The organism is Streptomyces flaveolus (genome assembly GCF_014648815.1).
GTDB classification, from domain to species: domain Bacteria; phylum Actinomycetota; class Actinomycetes; order Streptomycetales; family Streptomycetaceae; genus Streptomyces; species Streptomyces flaveolus.
Genome location: NZ_BMRV01000004.1, coordinates 437,752 through 462,428, shown reverse-complemented (window position 1 = coordinate 462,428; position 24,677 = coordinate 437,752). Strand labels below are relative to the sequence as shown.

The window sequence follows — 24,677 nt, the reverse complement described above, 5'->3', positions numbered from 1 at the left end:
GCCTCCTACGCCGCGACGAGATACGAGAAGACGGACTCGAGGGACTCGTCGGACGGCGAGACCGTGAGCAGCCGGATGCCGTGGTCGCGGGCGACCTTGGGCAGCAGGGCCGTGAACCGGGGGAAGTCGACGGCCTGGATGCGCAGTGCGCCCTCGGCGAGGTCGACCTCGATGCCGGATGTCGACGGGTCGGCGATCAGTGCCGCGGCGAGGGCCCGGTCGTCACTGGAGCGCACCAGGTAGCGGTGCGGCCGGTCGGTCATCAGACGGCGGATCTTGCGGAAGTCACCGCTGGCCGCGTGGCGTCCGGCGACGATGACCTCGATGTGCCAGGCGAGCTGCTCGACCTCTTCGAGGATGTGCGAGGAGAACAGCACGGTGCGGCCCTCGTCGCCCATGCGGCGCAGCAGGCTCATCAGCTGCATGCGCTGACGCGGGTCCATGCCGTTGAACGGCTCGTCGAGCAGGAGCAGCGAGGGCTGGTGGACGAGGGCGGAGGCCATCTTGACGCGCTGCCGCATGCCCTTGGAGTACGTGGCGATCTTGCGGTCCTGCGCGTAGGCCATCTCGACCGTGGCGAGCGCCTGGTCGGCCGCCTTGGCGCCGAGACCGTGCAGTTCGGCGTTGGCGAGGACGAACTCGCGGCCGGTGAGGAAGTCGTACATCGCCTCCCGTTCGGGGACGACGCCGATGTGCCGGTAGATGGCCTCGTTGCGCCAGACCTGCTGTCCGTCGAGGGTGACGGTGCCGGTGGAGGGGGCGAGGAAGCCGCCCATCATGTTGATGAGCGTGGACTTTCCGGCACCGTTCGGGCCGAGGAGGCCGGTGACGCCGGGGCCGATCGTCATGGTGATGTCGTTGACGGCGACCACGTTGCCGAACCAGCGACTGACGTGGTCGATGTTGAGCGTGGTCACAGTCCCACCTTCTTGTAGCGGCGCGTCAGGAGGCCGTAGGCGCCGGCGATCAGGCCCAGGGTGACGAGGACGTACACCGCGCCCTCCGCGGTGCTCGGCCCGCTTCCGCCGGGGAAGGAGGACGTGGCGCCCAGGAAGGCGGACTGCACGCCGTCGATGAGGGTGATCGGTGAGAACAGGCCGATCCAGGCGATGGCGCCGGAGCTGTCCTGGACGTCCGCGATGGCCTGGAGCGTGGAGACGGCGCCGTAGGTGATGGTCAGGACGGCGATGACGGCGGCGATGCCGAAGCCGCGGCGCGGGGTGACCGAGGCGACGACCAGGCCGAGGCCGGCGAAGAGCAGCGAGAGCAGTGCCACGGAGACGAGTCCCTGTGCGAATCCCTTGGTCTGGTCCGCGAAGTCGAGTTTGGCGAGCAGGGCGCCCACGTAGAGCACCAGCAGGGGCGCGGCGGTGAGGATGAACAGGGCCGAGGCCAGTGCCGCGTACTTGGCGCGGACGTAGTCGGCGGTCTCGATGGGCCGCGAGAAGTAGAGCGGCACGGTCTTGAAGCGCAGGTCGCGCGAGACGGACTGGGGCGCCTGGGAGGCGACGTAGAGGCTGATGACGGCCTGGAGGACGATCGCGTAGCGCGTGTAGTCCAAGGGCAGGTCGTCGGCCTTGGTGGCGACGGCGACGGCCACCATGATGCCGGCGGGCAGGCACATCACCACGAACAACAGCATCGGCAGCACCTTGGACTTGGCCGAGCGGCCGAGGCCGTAGGCGCCGCGCAGGGACTGCGAGTACAGGGACCGGCGGGCGTAGGCGCGGCCGAGGCGGGGGCCGTCGTAGCCGCGGTAGCCGATGTTGTGGATGCGGGTCTGGTCGCCCGGCATCGTGGCCGGTGCGGGCAGGGGCTGTTCAGTTGCCATGGCCGACCGCCTCCTTCCGTGCTGCGTCGCTGTCCTGGAAGACCTCCGAGATGTGGTGCCTGCGCTGCTCCATGCGCACCAGGCCGAGGCCGAGGTCCGCGATGACGTCCCGGACGAGGTCGTACGTCTCGTCGCCCGACGCGCTGAGCAGCAGGACGTGGCCTGCGCCGGGCAGGCCGCTGCCGTCCTCGGTGGTCACCCCGCGCGCCTGGAGCGCGTCGCGCACCGCGCGGGTGCCGTCGGGGTGCTCGTCGGTGTCGGTGACCTCGATCGCGAGGGTCGTCGTGGTCTGGGTGAAGTCGGTGGTGGAGCTGGAGCGCAGCAGCTTGCCGCCGTCGACGACGACCACGTGGTCGCAGGTGCGTTCCAGTTCGCCGAGCAGGTGGGAGGTGACGAGGACCGAGATGCCGAAGTCGGTGTGGACGCGGCGGATGAGGCCGAGCATCTCGTCGCGCCCGACCGGGTCGAGGCCGTTGGTCGGCTCGTCCAGGAAGACCAGTTGCGGGTCGTGGACGAGGGCCTGGGCGAGCTTCACGCGCTGCTTCATGCCGGTCGAGTAGCCGCCGATGGGGCGGTAGCGCTCCTCGTACAGGCCTACGTGGCGCAGTGTGTCGGCGGTCCGTTCGCGGGCGGCGGTCGGCGGCAGGCCGGACATGCGTGCCATGTGGACGACGAACTCGGTGGCCGAGACGTCGGGTGGCAGGCAGTCGTGTTCCGGCATGTAGCCGACCCGCTCGCGGATGTCGGCGCCCTTGGTGGCGACGTCGAGACCGAGCACTTCGGCCCGGCCCTCGGTGGCGGGAGACAGACCCAGCAGGATCTTGATCAGGGTGGACTTGCCGGCGCCGTTGGCACCCACGAGTCCGGTCACACCGGGTCCGATGTCCACGGAGAGCCGGTCGAGCGCGGTCACCCGGGGGAACCGCTTGCTCAGGCTTTCGGTCGCGATCACAGTCACGTCCACGACAGTAGTGACGCCCGCCACTCGGGTCGTCAGACCGGAGAGCCGTCTTGGGGTCAGACTCGAGTAGTACGGGCCCGTAGGGGATGCCGTCCCCGAGGGACACGGCGCGGACTCCGGGGCCGCGCGGTGACGCCCTATTGACGCTCGGTCTAACAACTGGGAGATTCGACGGCGTCACGGGACGAGCGAGCAGGGCGGTCGGCGGGGGCGGCCGGGACGGGTGGCGCGGAGAGCGCCTTCTGGCTGGACGACGATCTGCCGTGGGGGTTCCCCCGCGCTCGTTCCGTCGAGCGTGGGGGGAGTGCGGCGCTGGACGGAGGAGAGATGACGGTGCTGGACGGTGCGCGGGAGCGCTGGGTGCGCTCGGGCGAGGTGGAGCTGTGCGTGGCCGAGCTGGGTGACCCGCGACAGCCGACGGTCGTCCTGGTGCACGGTTACCCGGACAGCAAGGAGGTCTGGTCCGAGGTGGCCGCCCGCCTCGCCGACCGGTTCCACGTGGTGCTCTACGACGTCCGGGGCCACGGCCGGTCCAGCGCGCCGAGCCCGCTGCGCGGCGGGTTCACGCTGGAGAAGCTGACGGACGACTTCCTGGCCGTCGCGGACGCGGTCAGCCCCGGCCGGCCCGTGCACCTGGTGGGTCACGACTGGGGCTCCGTGCAGTCGTGGGAGTTCGTCACGGTCGAGCGCACCGAGGGCCGGATCGCCTCCTTCACCTCGATGTCGGGGCCCTCGCTCGACCACTTCGGCCACTGGATCAACCGGCGGATCAAGCGGCCCACCCCCCGCCGGGTGGGCCAGCTCCTCGGCCAGGGCGCCAAGTCCTGGTACGTCTACCTGCTGCACACGCCGGTGCTGCCCGAACTGGCCTGGCGCGGCCCGCTCGGCAAGCGCTGGCCGGGAATCCTGCGGCGCGTGGAGAAGGTGCCCGGCGGCGACTACCCGACCACGTCCCTGCCCGCGGACGCCGCGCACGGAGCCTGGCTCTACCGGGACAACGTCCGGCCCCGGCTGCGGCACCCGCGCGACGACGCCTACGCCCACGTGCCCGTCCAGCTCGTCACCCCCCTCGGTGACGCGTTCCTGTCGGAGCGGCTCTACGACGGGCTGGAGCAGTGGGCGCCGCGGCTCACCCGCCGCACCCTGCCCGCCAAGCACTGGGTGCCGCGCACCCGGCCGGACCGGCTGGCGGACTGGATCACGGAGTTCGTCACCACCGTCGAGGGCGGGCGGACCGAGGTGGCGGCGAGCGGCCGGCACGCCGACCGCTTCGGCGGTCAGCTGGTCCTGGTCACCGGGGCCGGCAGCGGCATCGGACGGGCGACGGCGGTCGCGTTCGCCGAGGCCGGCGCGCGCGTGGTGGCCGTCGACCGGGACGCCGAGTCCGCGGCCCGCACCGCGGAGCTGTCCCGGCTGATCGGCGCCCGGCAGGCCTGGGCGGAGACCGCCGACGTCTCCGACGAACAGTCCATGGAGAAGCTCGCGGCCAAGGTCGCCGCGGAGTACGGCGTGGTGGACGTCCTCGTGAACAACGCCGGGATCGGCTTGTCGGGCTCCTTCTTCGAGACGACGCCGGAGGACTGGAAGAAGGTCCTCGACGTCAATCTGTGGGGCGTGATCCACGGTTGCCGCCTCTTCGGCCGGCAGATGGCCGAGCGGGGGCAGGGCGGCCACATCGTGAACACCGCGTCGGCGGCCGCCTTCCTGCCCTCCAGGGCGCTGCCCGCCTACAGCACCTCCAAGGCGGCCGTGCTGATGCTCAGCGAGTGCCTGCGCGCCGAACTGGCCGGGCAGGGGATCGGCGTCACGGCGATCTGCCCCGGCATCGTCAACACCAACATCACCTCGACGGCGCGCTTCGCCGGGGTCGACGCCGACGAGGAGAAGCGCCGACAGCAGCGCAGCGCCCGGCTGTACGGGAAGCGCAACTACCCGCCGGAGAAGGTCGCCGACGCGATCCTGGAGGCCGTGGTGCACGATCGGGCCGTCGTCCCCGTGACGCCCGAGGCACGCGGCGCCCACCTCCTGTCCCGCTTCCTGCCGAGGGCGCTGCGCAGGCTCGCCCGGGTGTCTCCGCCGCTGTAGTTTCCACAGGTACGCCCCGGAGGCCTGTGGACAACCTCATCCGGTTGTGGATCAAACCTCGGCGGCAAAATCGATCGCGTGATGGGTGTCCCTATCGGCACGCTGGTCGTATGGACAGAGAACAGATGGACGACAGACTCACCGTGAAGGTGTCCAAGTACCTGTCGAAGCATCTGCGGCACCAGCCGGACCGGATCGGGCTCACGCTCGACGAGGCCGGCTGGGTCGAGATCGACACACTGATCGCCGCGGCGGCCGCGCACGGCTTCCGCTTCACCCGGCAAGAGCTGGACCACGTGGTCGCCACCAACGACAAACGGCGCTTCGCCGTCGAGGGCTCCCGCATCCGGGCCAGCCAGGGCCACAGCATCGACGTGGAACTCGGGCTGCCCGCTGCGGTCCCGCCCGCGTACCTGTACCACGGGACCGTGGCCGCCGCCCTCGACGCGATCCGTACCGAGGGCCTGCGCCCCATGAACCGGCACGACGTGCACCTCTCCCCGGACCGGGAGACCGCCACCCGGGTCGGTGCCCGCCGCGGCCGGCCGGTCGTGCTGTCGGTGGACGCCGCCGCCATGCACCGCGACGGCCATGTCTTCCACGTCAGCGCGAACGGGGTCTGGCTGACCAAGGCCGTCCCTCCACGCTATCTGCGCTTCCCCGGCACGCACTGATCCTCCGTGTCGGCACATGCGACGACGACCGTGGCCGTTTCACGTGAAACCCGCCTGGCCGTTTCACGTGAAACCTGCTCGTCCGCTTAGGCTCGGTGGCATGAGCCTGCGTCTGAGCACCGTGATCCTCCCGTACCGCCGCTGGCACGACGGCGGCCGTTCGACCTGGACCCGTGCCGAGCAGCTCGGTTTCCACAGTGCGTACACCTACGACCACCTGTCCTGGCGGAGCTTCCGGGACGGCCCGTGGTTCGGAGCCGTGCCGACGCTGACGGCCGCCGCGGCAGTCACCGAGCGGATGCGTCTGGGCACCCTGGTGACCTCGCCGAACTTCCGGCACCCGGTGACGCTCGCCAAGGAGCTGATCTCCCTCGACGACATCTCCGGCGGCCGGGTCACCCTGGGCATAGGAGCGGGCGGAACCGGCTTCGACGCCACGGCGCTCGGGCAGGAGTCGTGGACGCCGCGCGAGCGGGCCGACCGGTTCGCCGAGTTCCTCCAACTGCTCGACCGGCTGCTCACGGAGGAGGCGGTGTCGTACCAGGGCGACTTCTACGCGGCGCACGAGGCACGCAACATCCCTGGTTGCGTACAGCGGCCCCGGCTGCCGTTCGCGGTGGCCGCCACCGGCCCGCGCGGGCTGCGGCTCGCCGCGCGGTACGGCCAGGCATGGGTGACCACGGGCGACCCCAAGCTGTACGAGAACGGCACCCCGGAGCAGTCGGTGCGGGCCCTGCGCGGGCAGGCCGACAAGCTGGCCGACGCCTGCGCCGAGATCGGCCGCGACGTAGGCGAGCTCGACAAGGTCCTGCTCACCGGATTCACGCCGGACCGCGGCCGGCCGCTGGAGTCCGTGGACGCGTTCGTGGACTTCGCGGGGCGCCACCGGGACCTGGGCTTCACCGAGCTCGTCGTCCACTGGCCGATCCCCGGTTCCGACTTCGCGACGGACGAGAAGGTCTTCGAGAAGATCGCCATGGAGGCACCGGCCCAGCTGCGGTGACCGATGCGGTCGACCCGTCCCGCCGCAGCCGGAGAGGGGACGGCACCGATGAGAGCCGTAGCTCACAGATGTGCGGACTCCCGCACGGGCGTGCGGGCATATGCGTGACAATGGCCGGGTGACCTCAGCGACCCGACAGCCCGAGACCCCGGCCGCCGCCGTGCGCCCGCGACTGATCGCCACCGACCTGGACGGCACGCTGCTGCGCGACGACAAATCGGTCTCACCGCGCACGGTCGCCGCCCTGGCGGCCGCCGAGAAGGCGGGGATCGAGGTCTTCTTCGTCACCGGCCGCCCCGCCCGCTGGATGGACGTCGTCAGCGAGCACGTCCACGGGCACGGCCTCGCCATCTGCGGCAACGGCGCCGCCGTGGTCGACCTGCACGGCGGCCCCGGCGCCCACCGCTTCGTGAAGGTCCGGGAGCTGGCCCGCGAGAACGCCCTGGACGCCGTGCGGCTGCTGCGCGACGCGGCACCCGGCACGCTGTACGCGGTGGAGCAGACCTTCGGCTTCCACCAGGAGCCGGAGTACCCGAGGATGCACATCGAGGTGCCCGACACCCTCGCGTCCGCCGAGGAGCTGCTGTCACCGGACGGGCGTGCCGCCGCCGAGCCGGTCCTCAAGATCCTGGCCTTCCACCCCGACCTGGAGCCCGACGCCTTCCTCACGCTGGCCCGCATCGCCATCGGCGACCGCGCCAACGTCACCCGGTCCAGTCCCAGCGCCCTGCTGGAGATCAGCGGCCCGGAGGTCTCCAAGGCCAGCACCCTGGCCCTGTGCTGTGCCGAGCGCGGGATCTCGCACGAGGAGGTCGTCGCCTTCGGTGACATGCCGAACGACGTCGAGATGCTCACCTGGGCGGGGCAGTCCTACGCCATGGGCAACGCGCACCCGGACGTGATCGCCGCCGCGTCGGGGCGGACGGTCGCCAACAACGACGACGGGGTCGCGGTCGTGATCGAGCGCCTCCTGGCGGAGAGGGCGTAGGAGCGGGTCCGGCGCTGTGCCCGGTCAGAGCCGCGCCCCGCGCTGTCTCAGCCACGGCACCGGATCCAGGGCCGAGCCCATCTCCGGGGTGACCCGCACCTCGAAGTGCAGGTGCGGCCCGGTGGAATTGCCGGTGCTGCCCGACTGTCCGATCCACTGCCCAGCTTCGACCCGCTCCCCCTGGTCCACGGCGACGGCGGCGAGATGGGCGTACTGCGTGTAGTAGCCGCCCGGGTGCCGGAGAACGACCTGGATACCGAAGGCGCCCCCGCACGACACCTTCACCACCCGGCCCTCGCCGACCGACCGCACCGGTGTCCCGACCGGCACCGCGAAGTCCTGCCCGGTGTGGCGGTTCGCCCACCGCGCCCCGCCGCTCCCGAAGGACGCCGACAGCTCGTACGTCTCCACCGGTGTGACCCACGCCGGTGAGGAGCGTGTCTCCGGCTGGTCCAGGCGGACCGCGCCCGGGCAGGAGCCGGCGGCCACCGAGGCGTCCGCCTGCCCTTCCAGCCGGGCCCGCGCCGCCAGCAGCTTGCCCTCGATCTCCGCCTTGAGGTCCGCGAGCTCACCGTTCCGTTTCTCCAGCGCCTGCCAGGCCGCGGTCGCCCGGGCCTCGTCGGCGGCGAGCCGGGCCTCGGCCCGCAGGCTCCGTCCGATCGCCCTGTCGACGGCCAGATCGGCCCGGCGCAGCGCGTGCTGGCCACGCATCAGCTCGTCGGGGTCGTCGGCGAGGATCATCCGCGCGGTGAGCGGAAGGCCGCCTCCGTCGCGGTACTGGGCGCGGGCGATGCTGCCCAGGTCCTCGTGCATGGCGGCGATCTCCTGCCGCTGCTCGTCGAGCAGTTCCTCGTAGTGCTGGGCCTTCGACCGCTGTGCCTCGGCCTCGCGCCGGCCTCGCTCGTACTGCTCGGTGGCCTTGGCCGCCTCCTCGTACAGCTGTGCCACCCGCGTGCCGACGGCGGTGCCGGAGCCGCCGTCCCTGTCGGTGGCCCCGGTGGGGCGGGCGGCGAGTACGGCGAGTGCGCACAGCACCACCGGAACGAGCAGCGAATGGCGGCGAGATGAGCGCATGGCAGCGATCGTGGCCCGGAAACCGCCCACGGTCCTGTTCACGTCGTACGGGCGGGGGACCCGTTGCTGCACACGGCCCAGCGCGGTTGCTGCACATGGGGCAACACACCGCTGACGCCGCCTCAGTGGGCGCGCCCTCCTGACGCTGCCTCAGTACGGCGCCTCCCACAGCACCGTCGTCCCGCTGCCGTCCGCGCCGATGCCGGGGCCGACGCGGCTGACGCCGCCGAGCGTCTCCGCGCGGCGTTCGAGATTGTGCAGGCCACTGCGCCGGCCGCCCTCGGGAATGCCGACGCCGTCGTCCGCGACGGTCAGCCGGACGCCCGGCCGCCCGCCCGGCAGGGTCGCCTCCGCGTCGACGACCACGTCGATCCGGGTGGCCCGGGCGTGCCGGAAGGCGTTGGACAGGGCCTCGCGCAGGGCGGCGATGAGGTTCTTGCCGGTCAGGTCGCCGACCGCGCCGTCGACCGGGCCCACGAAGCGGTGCGAGGGGGTGAAGCCCAACGGCACGGCAGCCATGGTGATCTCGCGCAGCACCCGGGCGCGCAGCCCGGCGGGCGCCTCGGCGGGCTGCCGCAGCGCGAAGATCGCCGAGCGGATCTCCTGGATGGTCACGTCGAGTTCGTCGACAGCCCTGCCCACTCCGTCGCGCACCTCGGGCACGAGCGGTCCGCGTCGGGCGCTCTCCAGCATCATGCCCGTGGCGAACAGCCGCTGGATGACCAGGTCGTGCAGGTCCCGGGCGATGCGGTCGCGGTCCTCGTACACGGCGAGCCGTTCCCGGTCACGCTGCGCGTCGGCCATCACCAGCGCCAGCGCGGCCTGCGCCGCGAACTGGCCGCCGAGCGCCCGCTCCGTCCGCGTGAACGGGTGCCCGCCCCGCGCCCGGGGCATGACCAGGCTGCCGAGGACCTGCCCGTCGTTGCACAGCGGCAGCAGCATGATCGGCCCGTAGGCGCGCACCGGCCCGGTGTCCAGACGCGGGTCGCCGGCCGCGTCGTCGACGAACACGGCTCGCCCGGCGAGAAGTTCCGCGACCACGCCGTTGTCCGGCGGGATGACCGTGCCCAGCGCGTCCGTGGTACGGGGCGCCGCGACGGCGGCGATCTCCATGCCTCCCCCGTCGGCGGTCAGCAGCACGATTCCGGCGGCCGCTCCGGAGAGCCGGCGGGCCTGTTCCGCGACGACCTGAAGGGCGTCGTCGGTGTCTCCGCCCGACAGCAGCGCTGTGGTGACGGCGACCGACCCGTCGATCCAGCGCTCCCGCTGCTGCGCCGACTCGTACAGCCGCGCGTTGCCGATGGCGATGCCGGCCTCCGTGGCGAGGACACGGACCATGGCGAGGTCGTAGTCGTCGAACGACTCGCCGTCCCGCTTGTCGGTCACATAGAGGTTTCCGAAGATCTCCCCCTGCACGCGGATGGGCATCCCGAGGAAGCTGCGCATCGGCGGGTGGTGTTCGGGAAAGCCGCAGGAGCGGGGGTCGCCGGTCAGGTCCGCGAGCCGGACCGGCTCCGGATCGCTGATGAGGGCGCCCAGCAGTCCCTTGCGGCCGTCGGGCAGGTGCCCGATCCGCCGGGCGGTCGCCTCGTCGATGCCGTGGTGGACGAAGTCGGCGAGACCCTCACCGTCCTCGGCGACGACGCCGATGGCCGCGTACCGGGCGTCCGCGAGATCGGCCGCGGTCTCACAGATCCGGTTCAGCGTGGAGTGCAGCTCCAGCCCGGCGCCGACCGACCGCATCGCCTCCAGCAGCTTCGGCACCCGCGCCAAGAGCTCGGCCGAGACCCCGTCGCGGGGCGACGGTCGGCCGGGGGGCGGGGCTGCGGGCATGGACCGAGCCTAATCAGACGGTTTTGTTCAGGAAAGTCGGAATCCTATGCATTGTCGCGGCTACGGCTGCATTGTGCGCGGCTACGGCCGCCGAAACGTCCGGGACGGGCCGGCGCCCGTCCCCCGTCCCGCGGTCACCGGGCTCCCACCAGCAGCTCCGACGCCGCCTCCCGCTCGGCCATCGTCCGCAGCGGCCCCTCCACGGCCGCCAGCTCCGCGTACGTGCCCCGCTGCACGACCCGCCCCTCGTCCAGCACGATCACCTCGTCCACCGCCTCCAGTCCCGCCAGCCGGTGCGTGATGAGCAGGGTCGTACGGCCCTCGGTGGCGGCCAGCAGATCGGCGGTGAGCGCGTCGGCGGTCGGCAGGTCGAGGTGCTCGGCCGGCTCGTCGAGCACCAGAACGGGGAAGTCGGCGAGCAGCGCCCTGGCCAGGGCCAGCCGCTGCCGCTGACCGCCGGACAACCTGGCCCCGTGTTCGCCGACCAGCGTGTCCAGGCCGTCGGGCAGGCTGTCGGCCCAGTCCAGGAGGCGGGCCCGCGCCAGCGCGGCGCGCAGGTCGGACTCCGTGGCGTCCTTCCTGGCCAGGAGCAGGTTCTCGCGCACCGAGCTGTCGAAGAGATGCGCGTCCTGCGCACACAGCCCGACGAGCCGCCGTACGTCGTCGCCGGCCAGGGCACCGGCGTCCGTGCCGGCCAGGGTGTAGGAGCCCGCGTCGGGGTCCAGGAACCGCAGCAGCACCTGGGCCACCGTGGTCTTGCCGGAGCCGGACGGTCCGACCACGGCGATACGGCGGCCCTCCGCCAACGTCAGATCGAGCCCCGCGAGGGCGTCCCGTTGCTGCCCCGGGTGACGCGCGGCCAGTCCTTCGAGGACGACCGGGAACGGTGACGCGGGCGCCTCCCGTGGCCGCTCGGGCTCACGTACGGGCTCGGGCGCGTCGAGCACCTCGTACACCCGCTCGGCGCTCCTGCGCACGCGCTGGCGGTACTGCACGGCCAGCGGCAGGCCGAGGACCGCTTCGAACGCGGCCAACGGGGTCAGGATCACGACGGCCACGGCCACCCCGGCGAGGCGGCCGTCCGCCGCCGCCTGGACGCCGGTGAGCGCGGCACCCGCGACGGTCAGACCGGAGATCAGGGCGACGAGGCCGTCGCCCAGCGCGGTGGCCGTGGCCGCCCGCGAGGCGATCCGGGTGAGCGTGCCGTCGGCCCGTCGCGCCTCGGTGGTCCGCCCGGGCAGGGCCCCGGCGACGGTCAGTTCGGCGGTGCCGGTGAGCAGGTCGGTCACCTGGGTGGCCAGCACACCGCGAGCGGGGGCCAGCCTGTGCTCGGCCCGCCGTGCCACGGCCCCGGTGATCAGCGGGACGCCGACTCCGGCCGCGAGCAGCCCGGCGGCGAGCACGGCACCGGCCTCCGGCAGCAGCCAGGCCGTGAAGCCGACCGACGCGGCGCAGACGACCACCGCGGTACCGGCCGGCAGCAGCCAGCGCAGCCAGTAGTCCTGCAACGCGTCCACGTCGGTGACCAGCCGGGACAGCAGGTCACCGCGCCGGCTGCGGCGCAGACCGGCGGGCGCCAGCCGCTCCAGCCGCCGGTAGACGGCGACCCGGGTGTCGGCCAGCATCCGCAGCACGGCGTCGTGCGAGACGAGCCGCTCGGCGTAGCGGAACACGGCCCGCCCGATACCGAAGGCACGGGTCGCCGTCACGGCCACCATCAGATACAGCACCGGCGGCTGCTGCGAGGCCCGGGAGATGAGCCACCCCGAGGTGGCCATGAGTCCCACGGCACTGCCGAGGGCGAGGCTCCCGAGGAGCAGCGCGAGGCCGAGCCGTCCGCGCCGGGCGGCGGACATGGCGCGAACCCGGGCGAGGACCCCGGCCGGGGAGCCGTGCTCCGGATCTCTTGAGCCCGGACCGCCGTCCGGATCCGGGGCAGTGGCACCCGGCGCCTCCCCGGCCGAGTGGTCCACCGTGGGCCTCGGGACACCGGCGGCCGCGGGAGCGGCGACCGGTTCGTCCAGGCGCACCACGCGGTCGGCCACCTCCAGCAGGGCCGGCCGGTGCACCACCAGCAGCACGGTCCGTCCGGCCGCCAGTCTGCGCACGGCGGCCACGATCTCGGCCTCGGTGGCCCCGTCCAGGGCGGCCGTCGGCTCGTCGAGCAGCAGCACCGGCCGGTCCGCGAGGAACGCCCGGGCCAGGGCAAGCCGTTGCCGCTGCCCGGCGGACAGTCCGGCACCGTCCTCGCCGAGCACGGTGCCCGTTCCCTCGGGCAGCGCGTCCACGAACTCCAGCGCCCCGGCGTCGCGCAGCGCCCGTCGCACGGCCGCGTCGTCCGCGTCGGGACGGGCCAGCCGTACGTTCTCGGCGACGGTGCCCGCGAACAGCTGCGGACGCTGCGGCACCCAGGCGACGCGGGCGTGCCACTGCGCCGGGTCGAGGCCGGCGAGATCGGCCCCGCCGATCCTGATCCGCCCGTGGGACGGTCGGACAAAGCCGAGGAGGGCGTGCAGAAGCGTCGACTTGCCGGCCCCGCTCGGCCCGACGAGCGCGACCGTCTCGCCCGGCTCCACGACGAGGTCCACGTCCGACACGGCGTCCGCGGTGCGCCCCGGGTAGCGCACGGTCACGCCCTCGAAGGACAGGGCGCCGTCCCTCGGCACCGGCCCGTTCCCCGACGCCGGCGCGGGCGTCTCCAGCACCGAGAAGATCTCCTCGGCGGCGGCGAGCCCCTCGGCTGCCGCGTGGTACTGGGCGCCCACCTGCCGCAGCGGCAGATAGGCCTCGGGTGCGAGCACGAGCACGACCAGGCCGTCGTACAGGGCCATGTCGCCGTGGACGAGCCGCATGCCGATGGTCACGGCGACGAGCGCCACCGAGAGGGTGGCGAGCAGCTCCAGAGCGAAGGACGACAGGAAGGCGATCCGCAGGGTCCGCATGGTCGCCTGCCGGTACTCGCCGGTGATGCGTCTGATCGACTCGGCCTGCGCCTTGGCCCGGCCGAACACCTTCAGCGTCGGCAGGCCCGCGACCACGTCCAGGAAGTGCCCGGACAGCCGGGACAGCAGCCGCCACTGCCGGTCCATCCGCGCCTGCGTGGCCCAGCCGATCAGCATCATGAAGACCGGGATGAGCGGCAGGGTGGCGACGATGATGGCCGCCGACACCCAGTCCTCGGTGACGATCCGGGCCAGCACCGCCACCGGCACGACCACCGCGAGCCCCAACTGCGGCAGGTAGCGCGAGAAGTAGTCGTCGAGGGCGTCGACGCCGCGGGTGGCCAGGGCGACGAGCGACCCGGTGCGCTGTCCGCTCAGCCAGCCGGGGCCCAGCGCCGTCGCCCGTTCCAGCAGTCGGCGCCGCAGCTCCGACTTCACGGCCGCACTGGCCCGGTGCGCGGCCAGCTCGGTCAGCCAGCCGACCAGAGCCCGGCCGCAGGCGACGGCCACCAGCAGCGCCAGCGGGGTGCGGAGTTCGGCGGCCGTCATGCCGTGCTGGAAGGCGCCCACCACCGCCTCGGCGATGAGCATCGCCTGGGCGACGACCAGACCGGCCCCGACGGCGCCCAGGACGACGACCGCCGCCAGGAAGAGCCGGGTGGCGCGGGCGTACCGCAGCAGCCGTGGATCGATCGGTTTCACGTGAAACACACCCCGCCGGAATCAGTGCGCGGCTTCGGCGATGTGCTGGGTGCCGATCCGCTTGCGGAACACCCAGTACGTCCATCCCTGGTAGAGGAGGACGACCGGCATGGCGATCACGGCCAGCCAGGTCATGATCTTCAGGGTGTACGGGCTGGACGAGGCGTTGGTGACGGTGAGGCTCCAGTCCGCGTCGAGCGTGGACGGCATGACGTTCGGAAAGAGCGTCAGGAAGAGCATCGCCACGGCGGCCACGATGGTGACACCGGACAGCGCGAACGCCCATCCCTCACGGCCCGCCTGGTTCGCCGCCAGCGCGACGACCAGGGCGGCGACGGCCACCACCAGCGCGGCCAGGCTCTTGCCGTCGCCGTTGTCGGCCTGCGTCCACAGCAGGAAGGCGAGGGCCAGCACGGCGGCGACGAGGCCCACCCGCAGCGCCAGCGTCCGTGCCCGTTCGCGGATCTCACCCACGGTCTTGAGCGCGGTGAACACCGTCCCGTGGAAGGTGAACAGGGTCAGGGTGACCAGGCCGCCGAGGAGGGCGTACGGGTTCAGCAGGTCCCAGACGGTGCCGACGTACTCCAGGTCCCGGTCGATCTTCACTCCGTGGACGATGTTGCCGAAGGCGACGCCCCACAGGAACGCCGGGATCAGCGAGGTCCAGAAGATCGCGGTCTCCCAGTTGCGCTGCCAGCGCTCCTCGGGCCGCTTCACCCGGTACTCGAAGGCGACGCCCCGGACGATCAGGCAGAGCAGGATGACCAGCAGGGGCAGGTAGAAGCCGGAGAAGAGGGTGGCGTACCACTCCGGGAAGGCGGCGAAGGTCGCCCCGCCGGCCGTCAGCAGCCACACCTCGTTGCCGTCCCAGACGGGGCCGATCGTGTTGATCAGCACCCGCTTCTCGGCCCGGTCACGGGCGAGCAGCCGGGTGAGCACGCCGACCCCGAAGTCGAAGCCCTCCAGGAAGAAGTAGCCGGTCCACAGGACGGCGATCAGGACGAACCAGACGTCGTGAAGTTCCATGACTGTGCAGCTCCCTCGGCCTAGTACGAGAAGGCCATCGGCTTGTCGGCGTCACGGGCGTCGCCGCCGATCTTCGTGGGCGGGTTGAGGTCGGCCTCGGTGAGCTCGGGCGGACCGGCCTTGACGTACTTCACCAGCAACCTGACCTCGATGACGGCCAGGACGGCGTAGAGCAGGGTGAAGGCGATCATCGAGGTGAGGACCTCGGCCGTGGAGACACCGGGGGAGACCGCGTCGCGGGTCTGGAACAGGCCGTAGACGACCCAGGGCTGACGGCCCATCTCGGTGAAGATCCAGCCCCAGGAGTTGGCGATCAGCGGGAAGGCCATCGTCCAGACCGCCAGCAGCCAGTACAGCCGGGAGAGCCTCGACCCGAGCGGCTTCTTCAGCACCACCAGGTGGGGCACCTCGTCGTCACCGGTCCGCCAGGCCGCCGGCAACATGAACTTCTTCCTGGTCAGCCACAGCCCCACCAGGCCGAGCGAGAAGGAAGCCATGCCGAAGCCGATCATCCACCGGAAGCCCCAGTAGGCGACGGGGACGATGGGCTTGTAGTCACCGGGCCCGAACTTCTGCTGCTCGGCCTTGTTGGTGTCGTTGATCCCGGGCACGTACGAGTCGAAGTCACTGTGGGCCAGGAAGGACAGCAGGCCGGGGATCTCCAGGGCCACCTTGTTGTGGCCCTTGTCGACATCGCCGTAGGCGAAGACGGAGAAGGGCGCCGGCTGCTCGCCGTCCCACAGGGCCTCGGCGGCGGCCATCTTCATCGGCTGCTGCTCGTACATGACCTTGCCGAGGGTGTCGCCGCTGATGGCGGTGAGCAGGCCGCCGACGGCCAGGGTGACCAGGCCGAGCCGCAGCGAGGTCCGCATCACGGGGATGTGCTTCTTGCGCATCAGGTGGAAGGCGGCGATGCCCACCATGAAGGCGCCGCCCGTCAGGAAGGCCGCCGAGAAGCTGTGGAAGACCTGGTTGAGCGCGGTGTTCTGGGTGAGGACCTGCCAGAAGTCGGTGAGTTCGGCGCGGCCCTTCTCCTCGTTGATCCGGTAGCCGACGGGGTGCTGCATCCAGGAGTTGGCGGCGAGGATGAAGTACGCCGACAGCAGCGTGCCGATCGAGACCATCCATATACAGGCCAGGTGGACCTTCTTCGGCAGCTTGTCCCAGCCGAAGATCCACAGGCCGATGAAGGTCGACTCGAAGAAGAAGGCGATCAGCGCCTCGAACGCGAGCGGTGCGCCGAAGATGTCACCGACGAAGCGGGAGTAGTCGGACCAGTTCATGCCGAACTGGAACTCCTGCACGATGCCGGTGACGACACCCATGGCGATGTTGATCAGGAAGAGCTTGCCCCAGAACTTCGTCGCCCTGAGGTACTTCTCCTTCTCCGTGCGCACCCAGGCGGTCTGCAGCCCGGCCGTGAGGGCGGCCAGCGAGATCGTCAGCGGCACGAAGAGGAAGTGGTAGACGGTCGTGATGCCGAACTGCCATCGCGCCAGCGTCTCCGGCGCCAAAGCCATGTCCACGTCGTCGGCCTCCTTGCATCGCCGTGGTTCCGGCAGTTTGTGCGTGTATGTGCCACCTATTGCGGGAGCAACCCGACACGCTTGTGAACGCGTTCACATTCACAAGCAATTATGACCTACAGCTTTTCGACGCCGGAAGGGGGGTCCCCTGTGACGTCAACCCCTTGGCAAGAACTTCAACATCTTGTTGAATCCGCGGCATGAACACCACGGAGAAGCAGGAGCAGTACGCACGGATACGCATCTCATGGCCCGCGGGTCACCTCACCGCGACCCTCGGGGACACCCCCACCACGCAGGCCCTTCTCAAGGCCCTGCCGCTCACCGCCTCCGCCCACACCTGGGGCGAGGAGGTGTACTTCGACACAGGGGTGCCGGTTTCACGTGAAACGGACGCCCGGCAGGTCGTCGAGCCCGGCACCGTCGCCTTCTGGACCGACGGCGACGCGCTGGCCCTCCCGTACGGCCCCACGCCGATCTCACGAGGCGACGAGTGCCGCCTCGCGAGCCCGTGCAACGTCCTCGGCCGCCTCGACGGTGACCCCCGTCTGCTGGCGACGGTGCGCGACGGCGACCCGATACGCGTCGAGGCGGTGGACGCCTGACACCCACCGCCTCGCCGGACGCCTGACGCCTACCGCCCCGTCAGATCTCCTTGCGGAACGCTTCCGACACCTTCAGGAAGATGTCGTTCGCCTCGCTCTCCCCGACCGTCACCCGCACACCCTCGCCCGGGAACGGCCGTACGACCACGCCGGCCCGCTCGCACGCCTCCGCGAAGGCGACCGTGCGCTCCCCCAGGCGCAGCCACACGAAGTTGGCCTGGGACTCCGGCACCGTCCAGCCCTGGGAGCGCAGGCCGTCGACCACACGGATGCGCTCGCAGACCAGCGAGCCGACCCGGCCGACCAGCTCGTCCTCGGCCCGCAGCGAGGCGATCGCCGCCTCCTGGGCGATCTGGCTCACGCCGAAGGGCACGGCCGTCTTGCGCAACGCGGCTGCCACCGGCTCATGGGCGATCGCGAAGCCGACCCGCAGGCCGGCGAGGCCGTACGCCTTGGAGAAGGTCCGCAGCACACAGACGTTGGGCCGCTCCCGGTAGAGCTCGACGCCGTCCGGCACCTCGGGGTCGCGGATGAACTCGCGGTACGCCTCGTCGAGGACGACGAGCACGTCACGCGGCACCCGGTCGAGGAAGCGCTCCAGCTCGGCCCGCCGCACCACCGTGCCCGTCGGGTTGTTGGGGTTGCAGACGAAGATCAGCCGCGTCCGGTCGGTGATCGCGGCGGCCATGGCGTCCAGATCGTGCACATCGCCCGGCGTCAGCGGCACCTTCACGGACGTCGCACCGCTGATCTGCGTGATGATCGGGTACGCCTCGAAGGAACGCCAGGCGTAGATCACCTCGTCGCCGGGGCCGGAGGTCGCCTGGATCAGCTGCTGCGCCACACCGACCGACCCGGTACCGGTGGCCAGGTGGGAGAGCGGGACGCCGAACCGTTCCGACAGCTCGTTCATCAGGGCCGTGCAGGCCATGTCCGGGTACCGGTTGAAGGACGAGGCCGCGGCCGCGACCGTCTCCATCACCCCCGGCAGCGGCGGGTACGGGTTCTCGTTGGAGGACAGCTTGTAGGCCACCGGCCCGTCCGCCGCGGCGGGCTTGCCCGGCTTGTAGGTGGGAATTCCCTCCAGCTCGGCGCGCAGCTTGGGGCTCGTCTCGCTCACCGCAGTCCTCCTCGTGACCACCACCGGCATCGAATACTTCTCACCTTATGAGGATTCGGCGCCGCTGCGTATAGGGGCGGTCGGACCTCCTCCGTCACATCCGCATCAGGGGCATCGGCACACGAAGGCGCACGATTCGGGGGGCGCGCTGCACATATATCTACGCGCCGGTGGCTCGCGCCGTGGCGCGCATCCCTCGTGCAGGTGAGTTGAGACCTCTTCGCAACATCGGCCAGTCGGCAGGCCCCTGCTCGCCGACACGACAGGTACTGGGACGCGAACCCTCAACTTCCTTGGTTTCCAAGGCTGTTAGTGTCTCATGATCATGCAGAAACGTGCCTGTCAACGCGTGCATATGCGTCCGCCCTACCCCGCCGCATGAGCCCTACTATCGGCTCGCCATGACAGCAGCAGGGAAGCATCAGGTGAGCCGCGCGGAAACCTCACGTCGAGGCAGCCGGCCGGGCCGGGCCGGTATCAGAGACGTGGCCGCCGCCGCCGGAGTATCCATCACGACCGTCTCCGACGCCCTCAACGGCAAGGGCCGACTCCCGGATGCCACCCGGCGCCATGTGCGCGAGGTCGCCGACCGGCTGGGCTACCGGCCCTCGGCCGCCGCCCGTACGCTCCGCACCGGCAAGTCGGGACTCATCGGCCTGACCGTGACGACGTACGGGAATGAACCTTTCACCTTCACCGAGTTCGCGTACTTCGCCGAGATGGCGCGCGCCGCCACCTCCGCCGCGCTCGCCCGCGGCTACGCCCTCGTGATCCTCCCGGCGACCTCCCGCCACGACGTGTGGTCCAACGTCGCCCTGGACGGCACGGTCGTCATCGACCCCTCCGACCAGGACCCGGTCGTCAGCGAACTGGTCCGGCAGGGCTTACCGGTCGTCTCCGACGGCCGCCCGGCCGGCGCGCTCCCCGTCACCGCCTGGGTCGACAACGACCACGAGGCCGCCGTGCTCGGCATCCTCGACCACCTGGCCGCCGCCGGCGCCCGCCGGATCGGCCTGCTCACCGGCACCACGACCGACACGTACACCCACCTGTCGACCACCGCCTACCTGCACTGGTGCGAGCGCGTCGGCCAGGACCCGGTGTACGAGGCCTACCCGGCACACGACCCGTGCGCGGGGGCGGTGGCCGCCGACCGGCTGCTCGCCCGGCCCGACCGGCCCGACGCCGTGTACGGCCTGTTCGACCCGAACGGCACCGACCTGCTCGCCGCCGCCCGCCGCTACGGTCTGCGCGTCCCTGAGGACCTGCTGCTGGTCTGCTGCAGCGAGTCCACGGTGTACGCCAGCACCGAGCCGCCCATCACCACCCTGTCGCTGAAGCCCCGCCGCATCGGCACGGCGGTGATCCAGCTCCTCATCGACGCCATCGAGGGGCTCGACTCCGAGCAGACGGTCGAGCAGGTCATACCGACGGAACTGATCGTGCGGACGTCCTCGCAGCGCCGTCCGCCGCGGACGACGGTCAGCCCGCCGCGGTCACCCGAGCACGAGTAGGGGCCGGATCGGCCGGAGCGCGGGCCCCGACCGGAGGGAAATCACACCGGACAGGCCCCGTACGGTGAAGATCACGCCGACGTCACGGACGGGCGAAGCCCGTCCCAATCGGGGCGAAAGCCGCGGTGAAGCGGAGTCCTGCTCTGATTCACCACCCCTGGGTCATCACACAGAGCGATCCGCATTCCTATGATGGGCCCACACACCGCGGGCCGCTGCGACCAGGCAGTCCGAAGCGGTGCAGATGCGGCGCGATGGTGGAGGGGTCGATGACTCAGGGGGCCGGTCAGGGACCCGAGGTGGAGCGGACGGCGACGGTGCGCGACTTCCGGGTGCCCGCGTACGTCCACGAGGCCGCTCCGTACGCACCCCTCGGCACGCACGCCGGCGAGGCCGCGCCCCCCTCCGAGGAGGGGTACGAGGAGGCCTATCCGGAGGGGTACACGCCCACCCAGCGCGATCTGCCCGTCATCCGTAGGGGTGACACGGTGCAGGTGACCGTCGACCCCGAGCCGGCCCCGGCAGCACAGGCCGCCACGGGCCAGGGGCCCCTGTTCGTCGTCGGCGACGTGCACGGCTACCTGGACCAGCTGGTCGCCGCCCTCCAGGAGAAGGGCCTGATCGACGCCGCCGGCCAGTGGTGCGCGGGCACCTCCCGCCTGTGGTTCCTCGGCGACTTCACCGACCGCGGCCCGGACGGCATCGGCGTCATCGACCTGGTGATGCGGCTGTCCGCCGAGGCCGCCGCGGCCGGCGGTTACTGCAAGGCGCTCATGGGCAACCACGAGCTGCTGCTGCTCGGTGCCAAGCGGTTCGGTGACACCCCCGTCAACTCCGGCGCCGGCACCGCCACCTTCCAGGCGGCCTGGCTGCTCAACGGTGGCCAGAAGACCGACATGGACCGCCTCCAGGACCATCACCTGCAGTGGATGGCCCGCCTCGACGCTCTCGAAGAGGTCGACGGGCATCTCCTCGTCCACTCCGACACCACCACCTACCTCGACTACGGCCGATCCATCGAGGAGGTCAACGACACCGTCCGCGAGACGCTCACGCGCAACGACGCGGAAGAGGTGTGGGACCTGTTCCGCAAGCTCACCAAGCGTTTCTCCTTCCGCGACGAGGGCGGCGCCGACGCCGTGCGGACGCTGCTGGACACGTACGGCGGCACCCGTATCGTCCACGGCCACAGCCCCATCCCCTACCTCCTGGGCGAGGTCGGCTCCGAGGACGGCGAGGACGACACCCGCACCGCGGTCGAGGGACCCCACGTCTACGCGGACGGACTGGCCATCGCGATGGACGGTGGCGTGACCATGGCCGGAAAGCTGCTGGTCCAGCAACTCCCGCTGGACGCCTGACCCTTCGACGGGCCGCCCTTTCCTCCGCGGGGGCCCTACAGGTCGGCACCCAATTTCTGGAAACCCCCTGTCACCGCGCGCCGTCGCCGCTCTACCATCGGCTTATCCGTAGCAGGCTCCCCTCCGTTTCTGCCCGACGGCTCGTTGGCATGCGAGCCCCAAGCCCTACGGAGCATCGGGGGATGCACATGAACAGCGTTCCGCAGCATCTGTCGAACGAGGACCGTCAGGAGTACGAGCGGGTCCTCGACGAGGCGCTGCGCTCCGCACCACACCGCCCGGAAATGGCCGCTGTCGGACAGCGGCTCAACGCCGAACAACTGCGCACCATGGCACTCAACGCCACCGCCCTGATCACGGCGGCGGCCACCACGGAGTACCAGCACTACGTGAAGGTCCGCGAGGAACTGCGTCATCCGGCGCCGACCGCCTCGTCGTCCGCGCGCGACTCCGGCTCCGACGAGCCGAGCACGGGCGCGGTGGGTCTCGCCGCCACAGTGGGGGAGGCCGCCGAGGCCGGGGCGGGCGCGGTCGCGGTCGTCGCCGTCCTGGCACCCGTCCTGGCCGGCACCGCCGCGGCGATCTTCCTGCTCGTCGGCTACATCCTGAGGATGCTCGACCCGGGGCAGGCGTTCGCGCAGACCATGCTCACCACGGGCTGGGTGTTCGGCGGTGTGGCCGCCGTCGCCATCCTCGTCGCGGGCGTGGGGCTGCTGCTCACCGCGCTGCGCAACGGGCCCTCCGCCGAGTCCGGCCGCTACGGCGAACTCGACGGGGAGGTGGCCCGGGCCAGGCAAGCCTGGCACGACGCCCTGCTCGAGCGCGGCATCCTGCCGTTCCTGCGGGAGGCGCTCACCGATCCGGACGCGGCGGTCGCGCTGCACCCGACGGGACCGGCGCCGGCCAGCCGGATGCCGCATTTGGGCTACGACCGCCCGGGGTTCACGAGCCCCGACGACGGCCGGGAGGGACCGCGCCCGAGCTACTCGAGCCCGGACTACAGCAGCCCGGACTTCGGTGGCCCGGAACACCGACCGGAATAGCCACCGGCCGGGGCGGGCACGTCAGAGAATGCCCGCCCGGCCGGCGGCGGTGATCCAGGACGGGAACTCGGACAGCAGGCGGTCGTACAGCTCCTGGTCGGGGACGGTGCCGATGTCGTCGACGGCGAAGAAGCCGACGTTGTCCACGCGGCGGCCGGGCAGCGTGTCGAACCGTTCGAGCACCCCGTAGTCGGACCGGCCGAGGCCCACGAACTGCCAGAAGACCGGCTCCTCCACCGCGTCCCGCAGCTCCCGCTCGATCTCGCTGTTGCGGTAGACACCGCCGTCGGAGAAGAACAGCACCAGGGTCGGTGCCTGCGCCGGGTTGTCCCGGACGAAGGCCCGGACCTCGGCGATCACCTTCTGCTCCTCGTTCTGGATGCCGACGTCCCGCATGTCGACCTGATCGGCGTGCAGCCCCTTCTTCCTTCCCCGGCGGAAGAGTCCCACCTCCCCCATCCGCACGTGCAGCCGCAGCCACTCGGGGAGGTCGCCCAGCCGCAGGTCGGGCAGCCGCGCCGGGTTCGACGCGAAGGTCCAGGCCTGCATCTCGCCGTCGTCGTCCAGCTGAGCGGCCACGGCGGCCATGCGTTCCACCACGTCGGCCACCACGCCCTTGGAGTACAGGAAGGACATGGACCCCGAGGCGTCGAGGACCAGGACGACGCGCGCGGTGACACCGGCCGCGCCGTGTTTGCGCAGGCTGACCGCGACCTGTTCCTTGCGCAGGGACAGTCGCTTGCGCATGTCGACGGGGAGGCGCTCCTCGCCCTTGGTGAGCCGGGGGCCGGGCGCCGCGGCCGGCGCAGCCGACGGTGCGGGCGGCACGGAAGGGCTCGGCGGCACCGGAGAAGCAGGCTGCGGGGGCCGGGCGGGCGGCGCGGAAGGCGCCGGGGTGGACGGGGCCGCGGCGGTCGGAGCGTCGTCGACCGTGATGCCGAAGTCGGTGGCCAGACCCGCGAGTCCGCTGGCGTAGCCCTGTCCCACCGCACGGAACTTCCACTTCCCCTGGCGCAGGTACAGCTCGCCGCCGACCATGGCGGTCTCGGTGCCGGCCGCCATGTCGAAGCGGGCCAGCTCGGTCCGGGTGGCCGCGTCCAGCAGCCGCAGCGACAGCCCCGGCACCTGGCCGAAGGTTCCGCCGTCGGAGGAGGCGCACAGGGCGATGCGCTCGACGCCCGGTTCCAGCGCGTGCAGGTCCACCTCGACGGTGTCGGTCGTGACTCCGGGCGCAGGCCCGGATCCGGTCTGCTTCCCCAGGTGCCGCACCGCGCCGGACGCGTGCCGGGGCTGGTTGTAGAAGACGAAGTCGCCGTCGTCCCGTACGCGTCCGGCCGGGGTGAGCAACAGCGCCGAGGCGTCGACCTCAGGCACGCCCGGCCCGGCGGACCAGCTGAGTGCGACACGCACCGCGGGGGAGTCGACGGCGAGATTGGCGCCCTTGCTCAGGGATGAGGCTGTCATGGGCCCAGTCTGCCGAGGCGGCGCCCCCGAGGGGAGAGGGCAGGCCCGGTGGCCTGTCCCTCCTCCCGCTCCCCCGGGACTGCGCCGGGGGTCAGGCGCTGCAGCTCGGCACCGGTCGCGTACAGGGCGACCAGCAGCGGCCGCAGGGACCGGCCCGCCTCCGTCAGGTCGTAGCGGGTGCGTACGGGAAAGCCCCGCAGCTGTTCGCATGTCACCAGGCCCCTCTCCCGCAGTGCCGTGAGGCGCTCGCTGAGCACCTTCGCCGACAGCTCGGGGAGCAGCGTCCGCAGCTCCGTGAATCCGCGGGGGCCGCCCATCAGTTCGCGGAGCACCAGGGTGGTCCACCGGCCGGAGACCGCGGCGAGGGCGGTCTCCACGGGGCAGCCGGCCTCCGGACGGCGGGTGCGGCCCCGCGCGTCGGGCACCAACTCCTCGTCCCAGCCGTGGGTTTCCGTTAGGTGACCTGTGCCGGCGGGCTGTTCGCTTGCCACATGACGCATCCCCTCAGTGTGCCGCTGGCCACCAGCGCGGCCGAGCATCCGTACGTCTTCGCGCGAGCCTTCAACACCTTCGATCCGCGCGCCCTGGACCAGGTCTACGAGCCCGGTGCCGGCTTCGTCCCCGAGCCGGGCCGGCTGGTCGCCGGTCCGGACCGGAAACGGGCCAACGACGACTTCCTCCGGCTGCGCGTCCCGATCCGGGTGACGCCCCGGCACACCTACGTCGTCGGTGACCTGGCCCTGCTGCTCGTCGACTTCGTCATCGACGGCGTCGCTGCCCACGGCGGCCAGGTGCACATCGAGGGCACCGCGACGGACGTGGCCCGCCGCGGGCCGGACGGATACTGGCGCTACGCCATCGACAACCCGTTCGGAGTGGCGGGTCCGCCCGAGACGGCCCCGGCACCCCGCTGACGCCGGGCGGT

20 protein-coding genes are annotated in these 24,677 nt (G+C 71.6%); 9 read left to right on the top strand and 11 right to left on the bottom strand.

The genetic code is table 11. The annotated features are described in order from the left end of the window. Positions 1 to 5 precede the first annotated feature (5 nt). From IEZ05_RS13090 to IEZ05_RS13080, 3 genes are read right to left on the bottom strand one after another with little or no spacing between them, the layout of a single operon-like run. Complete coding sequence (locus IEZ05_RS13090) at positions 6 to 917, bottom strand: ABC transporter ATP-binding protein (protein WP_189230230.1); 912 nt, start codon at positions 915 to 917, stop codon at positions 6 to 8. Beyond that, positions 914 to 1,831, bottom strand: a complete 918-nt coding sequence (locus IEZ05_RS13085; protein ID WP_189230229.1) for an ABC transporter permease — start codon at positions 1,829 to 1,831, stop codon at positions 914 to 916. Before IEZ05_RS13085 ends, IEZ05_RS13090 begins: the two co-directional genes overlap by 4 nt. After that, positions 1,821 to 2,783, bottom strand: a complete 963-nt coding sequence (locus IEZ05_RS13080) for an ABC transporter ATP-binding protein (protein ID WP_229869709.1) — start codon at positions 2,781 to 2,783, stop codon at positions 1,821 to 1,823. Before IEZ05_RS13080 ends, IEZ05_RS13085 begins: the two co-directional genes overlap by 11 nt. A 336-nt stretch (positions 2,784 to 3,119) precedes the next feature. Between IEZ05_RS13080 and IEZ05_RS13075 the strand changes: the two genes are divergently transcribed. From IEZ05_RS13075 to IEZ05_RS13060, 4 genes are all read left to right on the top strand, one after another. Beyond that, positions 3,120 to 4,877, top strand: a complete 1,758-nt coding sequence (locus IEZ05_RS13075; RefSeq protein ID WP_189230228.1) for an SDR family oxidoreductase — start codon at positions 3,120 to 3,122, stop codon at positions 4,875 to 4,877. 125 nt (positions 4,878 to 5,002) lie between these two features. Further along, complete coding sequence (locus IEZ05_RS13070) at positions 5,003 to 5,551, top strand: RNA 2'-phosphotransferase (RefSeq protein ID WP_189230355.1); 549 nt, start codon at positions 5,003 to 5,005, stop codon at positions 5,549 to 5,551. A 100-nt stretch (positions 5,552 to 5,651) separates the two neighbouring features. Next, complete coding sequence (locus tag IEZ05_RS13065) at positions 5,652 to 6,554, top strand: LLM class flavin-dependent oxidoreductase (RefSeq protein WP_189230227.1); 903 nt, start codon at positions 5,652 to 5,654, stop codon at positions 6,552 to 6,554. Between the two features lie 100 nt (positions 6,555 to 6,654). Continuing rightward, positions 6,655 to 7,542, top strand: coding sequence for an HAD hydrolase family protein (locus IEZ05_RS13060; RefSeq protein ID WP_189230226.1), 888 nt, complete (start codon positions 6,655 to 6,657; stop codon positions 7,540 to 7,542). 24 nt (positions 7,543 to 7,566) lie between these two features. On the opposite strand, the gene IEZ05_RS13055 is transcribed toward IEZ05_RS13060, so the two are convergent. The 5 genes from IEZ05_RS13055 to IEZ05_RS13035 form a co-directional block, all read right to left on the bottom strand. Then, positions 7,567 to 8,616: a peptidoglycan DD-metalloendopeptidase family protein gene (locus tag IEZ05_RS13055; RefSeq protein WP_189230225.1), complete on the bottom strand. Its 1,050-nt coding sequence runs from the start codon at positions 8,614 to 8,616 to the stop codon at positions 7,567 to 7,569. 150 nt (positions 8,617 to 8,766) lie between these two features. Further along, positions 8,767 to 10,449 (bottom strand): GAF domain-containing sensor histidine kinase, encoded by a 1,683-nt coding sequence (locus IEZ05_RS13050; RefSeq protein WP_189230224.1) that lies wholly within the window; start codon positions 10,447 to 10,449, stop codon positions 8,767 to 8,769. A gap of 134 nt (positions 10,450 to 10,583) precedes the next feature. Then, entirely contained in the window at positions 10,584 to 14,093 is a 3,510-nt protein-coding gene (cydD, locus tag IEZ05_RS13045) for a thiol reductant ABC exporter subunit CydD (RefSeq protein WP_189230223.1), read from the bottom strand. A gap of 21 nt (positions 14,094 to 14,114) precedes the next feature. Next, positions 14,115 to 15,119 (bottom strand): cytochrome d ubiquinol oxidase subunit II, encoded by a 1,005-nt coding sequence (gene cydB, locus IEZ05_RS13040; protein WP_189230222.1) that lies wholly within the window; start codon positions 15,117 to 15,119, stop codon positions 14,115 to 14,117. A gap of 20 nt (positions 15,120 to 15,139) precedes the next feature. Next, the gene (locus IEZ05_RS13035; protein WP_189230221.1) at positions 15,140 to 16,645 is read right to left on the bottom strand and encodes a cytochrome ubiquinol oxidase subunit I; all 1,506 of its coding nucleotides are present in this window, start codon (positions 16,643 to 16,645) and stop codon (positions 15,140 to 15,142) included. Positions 16,646 to 16,845: 200 nt separating this feature from the next. Between IEZ05_RS13035 and IEZ05_RS13030 the strand changes: the two genes are divergently transcribed. Further along, a complete protein-coding gene (locus tag IEZ05_RS13030) occupies positions 16,846 to 17,250 on the top strand; it encodes a cyclophilin-like fold protein (protein ID WP_189230220.1) in 405 nt (134 codons plus the stop codon). A 40-nt stretch (positions 17,251 to 17,290) separates the two neighbouring features. Here IEZ05_RS13030 and hisC read toward each other — a convergent pair whose 3' ends face one another. Further along, positions 17,291 to 18,370: a histidinol-phosphate transaminase gene (gene hisC / locus IEZ05_RS13025; protein WP_189230219.1), complete on the bottom strand. Its 1,080-nt coding sequence runs from the start codon at positions 18,368 to 18,370 to the stop codon at positions 17,291 to 17,293. A gap of 401 nt (positions 18,371 to 18,771) precedes the next feature. Here hisC and IEZ05_RS13020 point away from each other — a divergent pair, with 401 nt between their 5' ends. From IEZ05_RS13020 to IEZ05_RS13010, 3 genes are all read left to right on the top strand, one after another. After that, on the top strand, positions 18,772 to 19,884 hold the full coding sequence (locus tag IEZ05_RS13020; RefSeq protein WP_189230218.1) for a LacI family DNA-binding transcriptional regulator: 1,113 nt from the start codon (positions 18,772 to 18,774) through the stop codon (positions 19,882 to 19,884). A 254-nt stretch (positions 19,885 to 20,138) separates the two neighbouring features. Beyond that, complete coding sequence (locus IEZ05_RS13015) at positions 20,139 to 21,245, top strand: metallophosphoesterase (RefSeq protein WP_268255192.1); 1,107 nt, start codon at positions 20,139 to 20,141, stop codon at positions 21,243 to 21,245. Positions 21,246 to 21,427: 182 nt separating this feature from the next. Beyond that, the gene (locus IEZ05_RS13010; RefSeq protein ID WP_189230216.1) at positions 21,428 to 22,288 is read left to right on the top strand and encodes a hypothetical protein; all 861 of its coding nucleotides are present in this window, start codon (positions 21,428 to 21,430) and stop codon (positions 22,286 to 22,288) included. A gap of 21 nt (positions 22,289 to 22,309) precedes the next feature. Here IEZ05_RS13010 and IEZ05_RS13005 read toward each other — a convergent pair whose 3' ends face one another. Both IEZ05_RS13005 and IEZ05_RS13000 read right to left on the bottom strand, forming a co-directional pair. Beyond that, entirely contained in the window at positions 22,310 to 23,752 is a 1,443-nt protein-coding gene (locus tag IEZ05_RS13005) for a VWA domain-containing protein (protein WP_189230215.1), read from the bottom strand. Continuing rightward, positions 23,749 to 24,252: a winged helix-turn-helix transcriptional regulator gene (locus IEZ05_RS13000; protein WP_189230214.1), complete on the bottom strand. Its 504-nt coding sequence runs from the start codon at positions 24,250 to 24,252 to the stop codon at positions 23,749 to 23,751. Before IEZ05_RS13000 ends, IEZ05_RS13005 begins: the two co-directional genes overlap by 4 nt. Between IEZ05_RS13000 and IEZ05_RS12995 the strand changes: the two genes are divergently transcribed. Further along, positions 24,244 to 24,666, top strand: a complete 423-nt coding sequence (locus IEZ05_RS12995) for a YybH family protein (protein WP_189230213.1) — start codon at positions 24,244 to 24,246, stop codon at positions 24,664 to 24,666. The two genes, IEZ05_RS13000 and IEZ05_RS12995, sit on opposite strands and share 9 nt — an antisense overlap. The last annotated feature ends 11 nt before the right edge of the window (positions 24,667 to 24,677 follow it).

What these genes read in the sequence shown, in the direction of transcription:
- IEZ05_RS13085 (WP_189230229.1), bottom strand. Translation starts at nt 1,831, where the DNA reads ATGGCAACTGAACAGCCCCTGCCCGCACCGGCCACGATGCCGGGCGAC.
- IEZ05_RS13075 (WP_189230228.1), top strand. Translation starts at nt 3,120, where the DNA reads ATGACGGTGCTGGACGGTGCGCGGGAGCGCTGGGTGCGCTCGGGCGAG.
- IEZ05_RS13070 (WP_189230355.1), top strand. Translation starts at nt 5,003, where the DNA reads ATGGACGACAGACTCACCGTGAAGGTGTCCAAGTACCTGTCGAAGCAT.
- IEZ05_RS13065 (WP_189230227.1), top strand. Translation starts at nt 5,652, where the DNA reads ATGAGCCTGCGTCTGAGCACCGTGATCCTCCCGTACCGCCGCTGGCAC.
- IEZ05_RS13060 (WP_189230226.1), top strand. Translation starts at nt 6,655, where the DNA reads ATGCGTGACAATGGCCGGGTGACCTCAGCGACCCGACAGCCCGAGACC.
- IEZ05_RS13055 (WP_189230225.1), bottom strand. Translation starts at nt 8,616, where the DNA reads ATGCGCTCATCTCGCCGCCATTCGCTGCTCGTTCCGGTGGTGCTGTGC.
- IEZ05_RS13050 (WP_189230224.1), bottom strand. Translation starts at nt 10,449, where the DNA reads ATGCCCGCAGCCCCGCCCCCCGGCCGACCGTCGCCCCGCGACGGGGTC.
- cydB (WP_189230222.1), bottom strand. Translation starts at nt 15,119, where the DNA reads ATGGAACTTCACGACGTCTGGTTCGTCCTGATCGCCGTCCTGTGGACC.
- IEZ05_RS13030 (WP_189230220.1), top strand. Translation starts at nt 16,846, where the DNA reads ATGAACACCACGGAGAAGCAGGAGCAGTACGCACGGATACGCATCTCA.
- IEZ05_RS13020 (WP_189230218.1), top strand. Translation starts at nt 18,772, where the DNA reads ATGACAGCAGCAGGGAAGCATCAGGTGAGCCGCGCGGAAACCTCACGT.
- IEZ05_RS13015 (WP_268255192.1), top strand. Translation starts at nt 20,139, where the DNA reads ATGGTGGAGGGGTCGATGACTCAGGGGGCCGGTCAGGGACCCGAGGTG.
- IEZ05_RS13010 (WP_189230216.1), top strand. Translation starts at nt 21,428, where the DNA reads ATGCACATGAACAGCGTTCCGCAGCATCTGTCGAACGAGGACCGTCAG.
- IEZ05_RS13005 (WP_189230215.1), bottom strand. Translation starts at nt 23,752, where the DNA reads ATGACAGCCTCATCCCTGAGCAAGGGCGCCAATCTCGCCGTCGACTCC.
- IEZ05_RS12995 (WP_189230213.1), top strand. Translation starts at nt 24,244, where the DNA reads ATGACGCATCCCCTCAGTGTGCCGCTGGCCACCAGCGCGGCCGAGCAT.
- IEZ05_RS13000 (WP_189230214.1), bottom strand. Translation starts at nt 24,252, where the DNA reads ATGCGTCATGTGGCAAGCGAACAGCCCGCCGGCACAGGTCACCTAACG.